At 32.8% G+C, this 12,717-nt stretch carries 11 protein-coding genes; 6 read left to right on the top strand and 5 right to left on the bottom strand.

Features of this window, described 5'->3' with window-relative positions:
• Positions 1–44: 44 nt before the first annotated feature.
• The gene (locus tag BLW23_RS19830) at positions 45–1,898 is read right to left on the bottom strand and encodes a PorP/SprF family type IX secretion system membrane protein (RefSeq protein WP_093673147.1); all 1,854 of its coding nucleotides are present in this window, start codon (positions 1,896–1,898) and stop codon (positions 45–47) included.
• A gap of 6 nt (positions 1,899–1,904) precedes the next feature.
• Entirely contained in the window at positions 1,905–4,127 is a 2,223-nt protein-coding gene (locus BLW23_RS19825; protein WP_093673145.1) for an Ig-like domain-containing protein, read from the bottom strand.
• A 172-nt stretch (positions 4,128–4,299) separates the two neighbouring features.
• On the opposite strand from BLW23_RS19825, the gene porQ reads away from it, so the two are divergent.
• From porQ to BLW23_RS19810, 3 genes are all read left to right on the top strand, one after another.
• Positions 4,300–5,352, top strand: coding sequence for a type IX secretion system protein PorQ (porQ, locus tag BLW23_RS19820; RefSeq protein ID WP_143032235.1), 1,053 nt, complete (start codon positions 4,300–4,302; stop codon positions 5,350–5,352).
• 39 nt (positions 5,353–5,391) lie between these two features.
• Positions 5,392–6,081 carry a (d)CMP kinase gene (gene cmk, locus BLW23_RS19815; RefSeq protein WP_093673143.1) on the top strand — a complete coding sequence of 230 codons (690 nt, stop codon included), beginning with the start codon at positions 5,392–5,394 and terminating at the stop codon, positions 6,079–6,081.
• 335 nt (positions 6,082–6,416) lie between these two features.
• Positions 6,417–7,295, top strand: coding sequence for an alpha/beta hydrolase (locus BLW23_RS19810; protein WP_093673141.1), 879 nt, complete (start codon positions 6,417–6,419; stop codon positions 7,293–7,295).
• A 44-nt stretch (positions 7,296–7,339) separates the two neighbouring features.
• Here BLW23_RS19810 and BLW23_RS19805 read toward each other — a convergent pair whose 3' ends face one another.
• A complete protein-coding gene (locus BLW23_RS19805) occupies positions 7,340–8,374 on the bottom strand; it encodes an RluA family pseudouridine synthase (RefSeq protein ID WP_093673139.1) in 1,035 nt (344 codons plus the stop codon).
• A gap of 10 nt (positions 8,375–8,384) precedes the next feature.
• Complete coding sequence (locus tag BLW23_RS19800) at positions 8,385–8,957, bottom strand: PASTA domain-containing protein (RefSeq protein ID WP_093673215.1); 573 nt, start codon at positions 8,955–8,957, stop codon at positions 8,385–8,387.
• 235 nt (positions 8,958–9,192) lie between these two features.
• On the opposite strand from BLW23_RS19800, the gene BLW23_RS19795 reads away from it, so the two are divergent.
• From BLW23_RS19795 to BLW23_RS19785, 3 genes are read left to right on the top strand one after another with little or no spacing between them, the layout of a single operon-like run.
• Positions 9,193–10,167: a D-alanine--D-alanine ligase gene (locus BLW23_RS19795; RefSeq protein ID WP_093673137.1), complete on the top strand. Its 975-nt coding sequence runs from the start codon at positions 9,193–9,195 to the stop codon at positions 10,165–10,167.
• Between the two features lie 24 nt (positions 10,168–10,191).
• On the top strand, positions 10,192–10,644 hold the full coding sequence (gene coaD / locus BLW23_RS19790; RefSeq protein ID WP_093673135.1) for a pantetheine-phosphate adenylyltransferase: 453 nt from the start codon (positions 10,192–10,194) through the stop codon (positions 10,642–10,644).
• Positions 10,645–10,702: 58 nt separating this feature from the next.
• Positions 10,703–12,451, top strand: a complete 1,749-nt coding sequence (locus BLW23_RS19785) for a M14 family metallopeptidase (protein WP_093673133.1) — start codon at positions 10,703–10,705, stop codon at positions 12,449–12,451.
• A 76-nt stretch (positions 12,452–12,527) separates the two neighbouring features.
• Here BLW23_RS19785 and BLW23_RS23385 read toward each other — a convergent pair whose 3' ends face one another.
• Positions 12,528–12,701, bottom strand: coding sequence for a hypothetical protein (locus BLW23_RS23385; protein ID WP_176829889.1), 174 nt, complete (start codon positions 12,699–12,701; stop codon positions 12,528–12,530).
• Positions 12,702–12,717: the final 16 nt, after the last annotated feature.

The following is a 12,717-nucleotide window of genomic DNA, read 5'->3' as shown; positions in this document are numbered from 1 at the left end:
GATAAGGGGAAAAAAGTTTATTAACTAGTACTTTCTATTTAATTTTATTTAATATTTACGATTGATTTACGATCATAATATGAACCATTTAAGTTGTTTTCATACAACTTAACCGCTTCGCTTCTATTTGTTGTTTTTAATATATAAACATGTCTTAATCCTGTATTTGGATGAATGAAATATCCTGCATCAATATCATCATTCCTTAATTCATCCACAAATCTATCCGCATTGGCTACACTACCAAATGCTCCCACCTGAATATAGTAACCTTCTTCGAGATTTCCAACTTTCTTCATCGATAATATTCTCGCAGGTGTTTGAGGCTTAGGCTCCTGATAAGATTCTCCACTTCCACCCAATGTTATTTTCATAACATACACCGCTTCTTTATAGGTAGTTTTACCCTTTAATTCTAGTGGATCGTCATCTCCTCCGTCAAAAAGTTTTTTCTGTTTAAACTCTTCCGTCATCTCATCAGCATCATCCTTCTTTGCAAATCTATCAAAATAAACGTAATAATGTTCTGTTAATGGATCAAAAACATATTTAGCTTCTATTCCTTCTTTATCAAACTTACGTTTTTTCTCTTTTATATAAGCCTCTACATTTTCTTTACTTTTAAATTGATTCGCAGCAACATAGTAGGCTGTACCTCCACTTCCTGAACGTGTAATTGTACTTTCTCTCCATGGCGTATTCTTCCTTCTTCGTAATGAAGTGTCCTTTTCTTCACTTTCTTCAACAACCGCATTATCCACAACTTCATCCTGTGTTTCTTCTGGCTGATTTTGTACTACTTTCGGTGGCTGATTCTTTAAAATTCTCAGAATTTCATCTACTTTCTTATTCAATTTGTTAATTGAATCGTAAGCTCCCTGAATTTCTTCAGATAAATTATTTAAATCGTTATTTCTGTAATTCTTTTTAGGCTTTCTTTCTGGTAATCTAACACTTACACTACCTGCTCTTCTTTTAGGAACTCTTCTAGAGAATGATTTCTCTCCAAAATTATAAATTAGTCCAACTTCATTCGTCGCGGCAAAATCACCTTTTTCATATGAAAAACCAATTGATAACTTATCCGACAAATTTACACCTGCACCAGCCGAAATACCATATTGTTTATCGTAACCTGCTTTCAACCAACCAACTTTAGGTAAATCGAAAATAACATTACCTCCATAGCCGAAGTCACCCTGACCAGGTTTTCTCGCTAGTCCTAAAACTCTTAGATCGGCTCCCTCAAAAATACCTCCAGCATATGTAAACTCATAAGAATACATTAAGTGACCAGAAATTGTTTTTTCTGAAAAAGAAGTTGCCAAATTATTTTCTTTCAGATTAAAATCTAATAAGTTTTCAAAGAAAACCCCTACATCGAATTTACCAAAAGACAAAGTTACTGCCGGTTGCCAATTTACAATAGGAATGTCTTGAAAATTACCAATAGCTGGATCTGGCTGCTGTGAATTCACTTTTAAACCGTCGGCACTTCTTCTGCTATACAATACATTAAATCCGAATGTTAAGTCTAAATTATCATTTAACTGAATTCTGTGTGCATAATTAGCTAAAGCTCCGAAGTCTTTAAAAACTCCTATCTCTTGCTGATAAATAGCAAGACCTGCTCCGACATTTTCACGCATTTTACCAGAATAACTTAACATATATAGTTTAGGAGAATCTTCAAATTCCACAAAACTATTTCTTACAATAGCATTTAAAGAAGTTTTATTTTCTCTTAATGCTGAAAATGTTGGCACTGTAAGAAATCGGTTAAACTTCATAAAATTCCTTGATGTAAAGCTATTATATATTTCCGCACCGCTAGATACCTGAGCCGTAGCACAAGTAACGAACAATAACAGTATATAAATAATACTTCTTTTAATCATATCCCTCTAATCTATTACTGAGATGCTTCCTGCCTTAATAAGCTGATCATCTCTAATGATTTTATAATAAAAAATTCTCTGATTACCTAAATCTTCGCTAGGCCAATCATTTTTATATTCGTTGGTTGTTAACACTTCTTTTCCACTAGAATCGTAAATACTCACAATAACCGATGGTTGAAATGAGTATCTATTCGATATTTGCCATGTATCATTAATCCCGTCAATTGTTCTAGGTGATAAAATATTAGGGACAATGACTTGGCTATCTTCTTCCACTACCTCAATTGTTTTATTAACTTGGCAGTCGCCTACTGTAGCTACTAACGTATAATATCCTATTTGATTTACTTCAACAGTCTCGTTAGTCGATAATAAATCTCCTGTTTCATCTTCATACCACTCATAAGACTCTGCACCGCTTGCCGTAATTATTGTAGCTTGCCCTGATAATAAAACAACTACTTCAGAAGGAGTTACCACAACTGCTGAATCATCAAAAGGAATAATTTCTATCGGATCTAATTCGTTCACACAATTGAAACCTATAATTCTGAGCTGATACACTCCTGTTTCCGTAACTTCTAACGATTGCGGATCTCCCACTGTTAACTCAACATCATCTTTTAACCATGTATACGTAAAACCATCCACAATTTCTGAAACAGTAAACGTTATACTTCCTCCTGGACATAATGAGTTCGATGTAGAAGTAGAAGTAATCTCAGGGTCCTCAATTGTCAATTTCACATCGATTATATTCGAATCGTCTTCAAAAGTACCAACAGTTGCATTTAATTTATAAGTGTCATTTTCATTATAATCAGCAATAGGCAATTCTCTTCCAATACTCGATGCCAAAGCTATATTGTTTTTATACCATTGGTAATTCAATCTTTCATCCAATTGTCTTTCAGACAACTGGTATTGATTATCGTCTGTTCCGGTGGCAGTTACTCCTACCATTACCAAGTTTGTTGAAGTACTTCCGCACTCTACATAATCATTTGCCGTACGAATTTGAACATCTAACTCCTTTAAACCAACTATCGTGAATAATTCCGATTCTTGAGAGAAATTACAAGTCCCTCCAGTCTCTGTAACCCTTGCATAGTACACTCCTGGTTCGGTGGCATTAACCGTATCTCCAAACGTTCCTGGTATTTGAGTATCATCTCGAAACCATATTATATCTACAGAAGAAGAAGCTGGATCTAACGTTATTTCCAACTCAATTGTCTCTCCTGGTAAAATAAGAGTAGTTTCCGTAATATTATTAGTAATTGTAAAACTAGCTGAAGCTTTTTGATTTAATTGTACTCTTTGAGATTCAAACTTACAATCCTCCACTTCAATTTCCATATAATATTCTCCAAATTGCCCAGAATTAGGAGTTGTATAGGTTGGTGAATTAGATGATGCCACAAGATTTCCATCCTTGTACCAATTATAAGTATAGGCAGTATTTACTTCTGTCGCCTCAAATGTATGTGTTTCGTTAGCACATATTTCAATCACATTATCTCCTTGTATTTGAGCGTTAGCAGAATTCACCACAATAACAGGGATCACTCTCGAATCGACAAATCCACAAGCTCCATAATCAACTTGCGCGCGATAATTCCCAGATTCAGTTACTGTTAAATTAGGTTCGGTTGTTGTAGCAAAAACATTACCATCTTTCAACCATCTATACGACGCAATAATCGTTGTATTTAAAGTTAATTGTGCAGAATTCCCATTACCACAAATAACGGCGTTGTTTGCATTATCGTTTATAAAGAGTTCTCCATTTTGATACATATCATATGCCTCAAATGTTACTGATGGTTCTCCTATAATGGCCGGATCTGTAGAAACAATTCTAATTCTATAGCTATCTCCAAATGTTCCTTCCGGAATTTGAAATGATGCCGGTATAGGACTATAGTTTGCATTTTGATTTTCTACTGTAGCCACAAATCTAGTTGCATCAGGAGTCGTTGGAAAGTTTCCATTCTCATCAGATAATTCTACCTGAAATATATTTCCATTATTAAAAGGAGGTAAACCATCACGAATTTCGAAAGTAATACTGTAGTCTTGATTGTTGTTACTACATGCACCTGCTGAGCTAAGATCTCCAATATCAGGCACACCATCAAGCTCTTGCCCAAGGGTGTTCACACTGCAACATAGCAACCACGTTGCTAAAAGTATTTTTACGCTTTTAGCTAAAATTTTACTCATCTAAGGAATTCTTTAGGGGGTGGCAATTTACATATTGTTTTATATATTAACAATAAAAATATAATTTACCACACGGGAAATTAAAAAAATATAATCACATTTACAAGAAAAGATTTTGACTTATATAAAATAATCGACTTTTTTTACGTTTTTTTGTATTGGAAGTATACTTATGTGTGTAAAAAAAATATTTGGTTCATTATTATTATTTTGGTGTTCTTACCTCTACTCTCAAACAGGTGGTGAAAATGCCTTTTCTTTTTTAAATATTGCAACTTCACCAAGACAAATTGCGTTAGGAGGAAAAATACTTACTCTAATGGATGATGTGGATCAGCCTACATGGAATCCTGCTAATATTAGTAATCGTATGCATAAACAGTTAGCTGTAAATTACACGAGCTATCTATCTGATATTCAAATAGGTTCCGTTTCCTATGCCTATGAAATCAATAAACATTTTGAAACTCTGCAAGGAAATATAACCTATATTAACTACGGAGAATTGATTAGAGCTGATGAAGAAGGTAATGAACAGGGTACTTTTAGCGCTAACGACATTGCCATTTCAATCGGATACGCCAGAAACATTCCTAAAAGTGATTTTTACTACGGTTTGAATGCTAAAATTATATATTCTAATATCGATTCATTTGATGCCACCGGAGTGGCTTTTGATGTTGGTTTAACTTATTATAGCACAAGTAAACCCTATATTTTCAGTATTGTCGCGAGAAATATTGGAACACAACTTTCAACTTTTAATGGAACCCGTGAAAAAATCCCCTTCGAAGTAGCTATTGCGGCCTCTTACCAGCTTGACAGGATGCCTTTGAGATGGTATGTTACTGTTGATAACTTGCAAAAATGGCAAATTGCCACAGCAAATCCCTCTAATCAAACCATAGATTTAGACGGAAACACAACTCAAGAAAGTATTTCATTTTTAGATAATGCATTTCGACATGTTAGTATTGGCGCAGAACTATTTCCAGAAAGTGCTATTAATTTACGAGTTGGCTACAACTTTCGAAGAAGCAAAGAACTTCAATTACAAAACGTACGTTCATTTGGTGGCTTATCTTTTGGTTTTGGCTTACGTATGAATTCTGTTAAATTTAACTACGCCTATTCGAAGTTCCACTCTGCATCCAATGTAAGTACTTTTGGATTGCAAATTGATTTAGACAAAGGGATAAGAGGTAAAAATCCGATTAGATATTAGGAAATCTAATGTATCTTTGCATTCTATACTTAATTATTTATGACCAAGAAAATAACAATAGCCATTGATGGTTTTTCATCTACTGGAAAGAGTACCATTGCAAAAGAATTAGCTAAAGAACTAGGATATATTTATGTAGATACGGGAGCTATGTATAGAGCTATTACTCTATATGCAATGCAACAAAATTATATTTCAGGTAATCACTTTAATACTGAGGCATTAATCGGTGATTTAGCCGATATTTCAATTTCTTTTAGTTTTAACGATACTCTTGGGTTTGCAGAAGTTTATTTGAACAACCTCAATGTAGAAAAACAAATTAGAACTATTGAAGTTTCCAAACTTGTTAGTAAAGTAGCAACTATCTCTGAAGTTCGTAAAAAATTAGTTCTTGAACAACAAGATATGGGAAAAAATAAAGGAATCGTAATGGATGGACGAGATATTGGAACTGTTGTTTTTCCCGATGCCGAACTCAAACTATTCATGACAGCTTCTGCTGATAAACGTGCAAAACGACGTTATAAAGAGCTTTTGGATAGAGGCGACAAAGTTATATATGAAGAAATATTGCATAACGTTCAGGAAAGAGACCATATCGATTCAACCAGAGAAGACTCTCCTTTAACAATAGCAAAAGATGCTGTGGAATTCGATAATTCAGACATGGGATTGAAAGAGCAATTCGAAAGAATCATGAGCTTAGTAAGCAGTAAAATTAGTTAAACTATGGTTATACGAGATTTCTATATTTTGATATATTATAGTATACTTTTTAAATATTAGATTCTCAGTAAACTAAACTAAGTATCTAAAAAATTAAAAAACAGAGACTTAACAAACAACACTAAAACGCAAAAACCTGATATACAAAAATTTAAAACACAACACTAATTACTGTTTTTTTATCAGAATTTTAAAAGCAAACCTCTGAAATCAAAAAAATCTATTTTATAAAAAAAACCATCAAATTTAATTACTTTCTTGAGCTTTATTAAACGAATAATGTTTTGTATTCTTAGTATCTTTGAGTAATCATACTTATACAAAAACAAGTTACTATGACATCTCAAATTAGTATTGAAGAAAAAAGATTTTATTCAGAAGGAGAAGCTATCGCCTCAAAAATATACTTACCAGAAGATTTTAATTCAGAAAAAGAGTATACAGCTATCCTATTATGCCATGGTTTTGCGGGTGTTCAAGATTTTTTGCTACCAACCTATGCCGAGAATTTTGCAGGGAATGGATTTATAGCCATTACTTTCGATTACAGAGGTTTTGGGGAAAGCTCTGGTAGAAATGGATTCTTATCAAAAAAGAATCAAATTGAAGATATTCGAAATGCCTTAGTTTTTACTGAGTCAATAAAATACGTTAACGCTATTGTATTATGGGGAACATCATACGGTGGAGCCAATGTTATTGAAACGGCTTCTATTGAGCAACATAAATTGAAAGGTGTTATCGCTCAAATAGCGTTTGGAAATGGTTCACGAGTTATTTTTGGAGACAAAACTGAAGCAGAATCTGAAAAACTGATGAGATCTATTGATAAAATTTTATCAAAACAGGTATTGAATAATAGAACCCTATCGCTTCCTATTAAAAAGTTTATGAATGATGAGCAATCGCAAAAATTCTTAAACGAAAATCATCATCCTTCAATGGATCAAACACTATCATTTTCAACTATGAGAGAAACCATTGAACATAAACCTGAAAATCTTATTGCAAAAGTGAATATTCCGATATTGTTAGTTGGAGCAGAAAAGGATTCAGTGAACCCAGTTCAAGAAACTAAATCTCTTTATGAAAAGGCTAATGATCCAAAAAAATTATTTATTGTTGATAATGCAGGGCATTTTGACTTATATTTCGGAGAATACTTCAAAGTTAATTTTGAAAAACAATTAGCTTGGTTACTCTCACTAAATTAATAAAATTAAAACATAAAAAAACGGCATAAACAATGCCGTTTTTTTTATACTTCTGAAGTAGAACTCCTTGAATACCTTCTCCACTTTTCCAAACAATTTTCAATATCTTGAGGAATATCAGAATTAAATTCCATATACTCTCCGCTGGTAGGATGAATAAATCCTAACGTTTTCGCATGTAATGCTTGTCTGGGTAATTCTTTAAAGCAATTATCTACAAACTGCTTGTATTTACTAAATGTCGTTCCTTTTAGTATTTGATCACCACCATAACGTTCATCATTAAATAAAGTATGTCCAATGTATTTGAAATGCGCTCTGATTTGATGAGTCCTTCCTGTTTCTAATTTACATCGTACTAACGTTACGTAGGTAAATCTCTCAATCACTTCATAATGCGTAATGGCTTGCTTACCATAATCTCCTTCAGGAAAAACAGTCATTTGCATTCTGTCTCTAAAACTTCTTCCTATATGACCTTCTATCGTTCCACTTTCCTCTTCTACATTCCCCCAAACTATAGCATAATACAAACGTTCGGTAGTTTTATCAAAAAACTGTTTTGATAAATGTGCCATAGCATACTCTGTTTTGGCTACCACTAAAAGTCCACTTGTATCCTTATCAATTCTATGGACTAAACCAGGACGGTCACTACTGTTTTTAGGTAAATTTTCTATATGATGGATTAATCCATTCACAAGAGTTCCTGAGTAATTTCCATGCCCCGGATGCACAACCATCCCTGGAGGTTTATTAACGACCATTACATCATCATCTTCATATACTATATCAATTGGAATATCTTCAGCAACCAATAAGTTTTCATGTGGTGGATACGCCAAAACCACTCGAACAACATCTTTTGGCTTTACCTTGTAATTTGATTTTACTGGAACTTCATTTACTAGAATATTCCCCGCCTTTGCCGCTTGTTGAATTTTATTTCGTGTTGCATTTTCAATAAAATTAATTAAAAATTTATCAACTCTTAATGGCTCCTGTCCTTCAGTTGCTACAAAACGATGATGCTCATACAAATCATCATTTTCTATATCTTGCTTGTTATCTTCTTGCATTCAGTTCTTATTATCCTCCGTTTCCGTCTCCTAAAATTAAATTGATCATAGATTGTTTCGGTATTTTAGTACCCGCATCAATCTTTTCTCCTTCAAACTTTAACCCTCTCACAACATCTTTTCCTAAATCTTTCACCCAAGTAACATCATCACCTACAAGAAAACCAATTGATCTTAAATGTGTTGTTGCTTGCCTTCTAGTCCTACCATTTAAATCAGGGACCTCAATGTCTCTATATTTAGATGGATTTAAAGTGAGGTATATTTTTCTTTTTTCCTTTACAAAATCACCTGCTTCTGGGTTTTGCTCAATCACAGATTTTTTTGGGTAATTAGGATTAAAACTTGCGCTATCGATTATGACATATTCTAAATCAAATTCATTCAATTTCTTTTCTACATCGGTTAATGATAGCTTATCTAAATTTGGAACTTGAATTTTTTGACTGTGATTGGTCGTAATTCCTAACCACCACTGTAATAAAAAAACAAAAGCCAATACCCCAACTATTGCTATTCCTACTTGCTTAAAAAAGCTTTTGCTTTTAAGAAACGAGAACAATCCCTTAATACGTTCTGACATGGTACTCATAATAATTTTTAGTAAAACGAAACAAATTTACGCTAAAAATACGTAATAGCATTTATAAATGAGTGCAGAGTATTCTATTTCATAACTTTTCCTTTACAGAAAGACTTTATAAGAACGTTAATGAGTTTAATAGTTTTAATAAAATTATCAGTTACATAAAATCTCATTTAGATTTTTGGTAAGTTTGTAAGGTAAAGTTTTATTAAAAAGCTAACTTAATATTCGAATGAAAAAAAATATAGCTGTAGTTATGGGAGGTTATTCTTCGGAAGTTGAGATTTCTCTGGAGAGTGGTGCTGTTGTTTTTAAGCATTTAAATAAAGAAAAATACAATCCCTTCAAAGTTCATATTTTACCCAATAAGTGGGTAGTTGTAGATGGTAAAAATGAGTATAAAATCGATAAAAATGATTTTTCCTTTATCAAAAATGGAAACAAAATAACTTTCGATTGTGTTTTTAATGCTATTCATGGTGCCCCGGGAGAAAATGGAAGTCTTCTAGCTTATTTCGATCTGATTAACATGAAACATACCTCTGCTCCATTTTACCAAATGGCACTTACTTTTAATAAAAGGGATACACTAAGTGTGGTAAAACATTATGGTATTCCAACAGCAAAATCCGTTTATTTTAATAAAGGTGACCACTTTAGTACAAATGATATTATCAAAAAAGTAGGACTTCCTTGTTTTGTAAAACCGAATAATGCGGGATCGAGTTTTGGAATTTCAAAAGTTTATAAAGAAGAAGAGCTTATTCCTGCCATTGATAAAGCATTCAAAGAAGACTCGGAGATACTTATTGAGAGTTTTTTAAATGGAACAGAAGTATCTGTTGGTGTAATTGAATACAAAGGAGAAACTACTGTGCTTCCCCTTACCGAAATAGTTTCAGAAAATGATTTTTTCGACTATGACGCAAAGTACTTAGGACAATCTCAGGAAATTACTCCGGCAAGGTTAACAGAGGAGCAAGAGAACAAGGTTAGAGAAGTTGCCAAGAAAGTTTATGAAATTTTAAATATGTCTGGATTTTCTCGTTCAGAATATATTTTGGTTAATGACGTTCCTCACTTTTTAGAAATGAATACGGTTCCTGGACTAACTGAAGCCAGTATTTTACCTCAACAAGCCAATGAAAGAGGTATTAGTCTATCGATATTATTCGACAATGCTATTCAACAATCTTTAAACTCATAATTTATTCATAAAAATCAAACTATTATGAAAAAAGCTATTTTCCCAGGATCTTTCGACCCAATAACTCTTGGACATGTTGATATTATAGAACGAGGTGTTACATTATTTGACGAGCTTATTATTGCTATTGGTATAAATGCCGATAAAAAGTATATGTTTTCTTTAGATGAACGTAAAAAATTTATTGAAGAAACATTTAAAAACGAGCCTAAAATTAAAGTAGTTACCTATAGTGGTCTGACGGTCAACTTTTGTAAAGAACAAAACGTTGATTTTATTTTAAGAGGTTTAAGAAATCCTGCTGATTTTGAGTTTGAAAAGGCCATAGCTCACACGAATAGAAAACTATCAGAAATAGAAACTGTTTTCTTATTAACCTCATCGGGTAAAAGTTATATTTCTTCATCGATTGTAAGGGACGTTATTAGAAACGATGGTGATTATACAGGACTTGTTCCTGATGCCGTAAGAATATAAATACAACGAACTTCTTTTCAGCTTTAGAAGTTCGTTTATTAATTTTAAATAAATTATTTTGAGAAAACTTTGCCTACTGCTATTTGTCATAATTTTAACCGCTTGCAATTCTAAAAAGAAAGAATCGCAACATGACTTTACCACACTGTTTGAGAAATCAAAAGGAACAGAAACACCGGTTTATAGTGAGGTTATTGATTATTATAAAAGTTTAACTGACGTATATTCTGAACTTTCTGTTTTTGAAATAGGAGAAACCGACTCAGGATTTCCTTTACATCTTGTTGTTTTTGACAGCCAAGGAAAACGTGATTTAGAATCTTTGAAAAGCTCAAAAAAAACAAGAATATTAATTAATAATGGAATCCACCCGGGAGAATCGGATGGTATTGATGCATCTATGCTTTTGTTAAGAGATATTGTTCAAAACGATTCTCTCAAAAAGGTATATTCGAATACTATTATCGGTGTTATTCCCGTTTATAATGTAGGAGGAGCCCTTAACAGAAACTCTCACTCAAGAGCCAATCAAAATGGTCCTAAAGAATATGGCTTTAGAGGTAATGCTAGAAACTTTGACTTGAATAGGGATTTCATAAAGCAAGACACAAAAAATGCCGCTGCCTTTGCAGAAATATTTCATGTACTTGAACCTGATATTTTTATAGACAATCATGTTAGTAATGGAGCAGATTATCAATATGCCATTACTCATTTATTTACACAGCATAACAAGCTTGGTGGTTCCTTAGGTAACTTTTTAGAAAAAGAGATGCGTCCTTACATAGAAAATCATTTAGCTAAAAAAAACATTCCTATAACTCCATATGTAAATGTTTGGGGAAGTACACCCGAAAAAGGGTTTTCTCAGTTTTATGATTCGCCAAGATATTCAACGGGCTATACTACCCTATTCAACACCCTTGGCTTTATGGTCGAAACTCATATGCTTAAGCCTTATAAAATCAGGGTTGAACAAACTTACAATCTTATGATTGGTGCTCTTGACTTTGGAAAACAATATCAAAAGGAAATTAAAAGTTTACGAGCCGAGTCTTTCAATAAACTTTATGAAACCCAGAAATATCCTATTAGTTTTGTTCCAAATAGGGAATCTCCTTCAGTCTTAAACTTTAAAGGATATGACGGTAGTTATATAGATAGTAAAGTTACCACAGGAAAACGCCTTTTCTATGACCGAACCAAACCTTTTACCAAAGAAATAGAATACTACAACAATTTCATTCCTGTTCGTGAAATAGACATTCCTAGAGCGTATGTTTTGGAAAGTGGCTGGCATAAAGTAATTGAACGTCTAGAAAACAATAAAATTGAGTTTATTCAATTTGAAAAAGACACGACTATTCTGTCCGAAATTCAGCATATTAAAGAATATAATACTCGAAAGTCCGCTTATGAAGGTCACTATTTACACTATGACACATCAGTAGAAAAAACAATCGAGCAAGTTACTTTTAACAAAGGTGATATTTATATTCCAACACAACAGAAAGGAATACGATATATTATCGAAACTCTTGAGGCGAGCGCTACTGACTCTTTTTTCAATTGGAACTTTTTTGACACTATTTTACAACGTAAAGAAGGATTTTCGGCTTATGTATTTGAAGATATCGCCGAAAAAATTCTGAAAGAAAACTCTAAGATAAAAAGTGCTTTTGAAAACAAAATGGAAAATGACGAGAGCTTTGCAAACAATAGCTATGCGCAATTAAATTTTATCTATAAACAATCTCCTCATTACGAAAAAGCTCATCTAAAGCTTCCTATTTATAAAATATACTAGTTCAAAGGAACTATACCAACAAAAAAGCTCGTTCAAAAAAATGAACGAGCTTTTTTAATATCTTACATAAAGTTGCCTACTTCCCTTCAGCAGCTTTTTTTGCTTCTCTTTTTAATTTTATGTTTTCCCAGATAGTTCCACCAATCCAGTAAGGAACTACAAATGTTAATAAGAATATTAACAACCAAAAGCCAGCTGTAAAAATAAACATGAATAAAACTAATCCTGAGAATTGTGAAAAATCTAACATTTGTATTCTATTAATA

The sequence above is a fragment of the Tenacibaculum sp. MAR_2009_124 genome (assembly GCF_900105455.1).
Taxonomy (GTDB): Bacteria; Bacteroidota; Bacteroidia; order Flavobacteriales; family Flavobacteriaceae; genus Polaribacter.
This window is presented reverse-complemented; position numbering and strand designations above follow the sequence as displayed.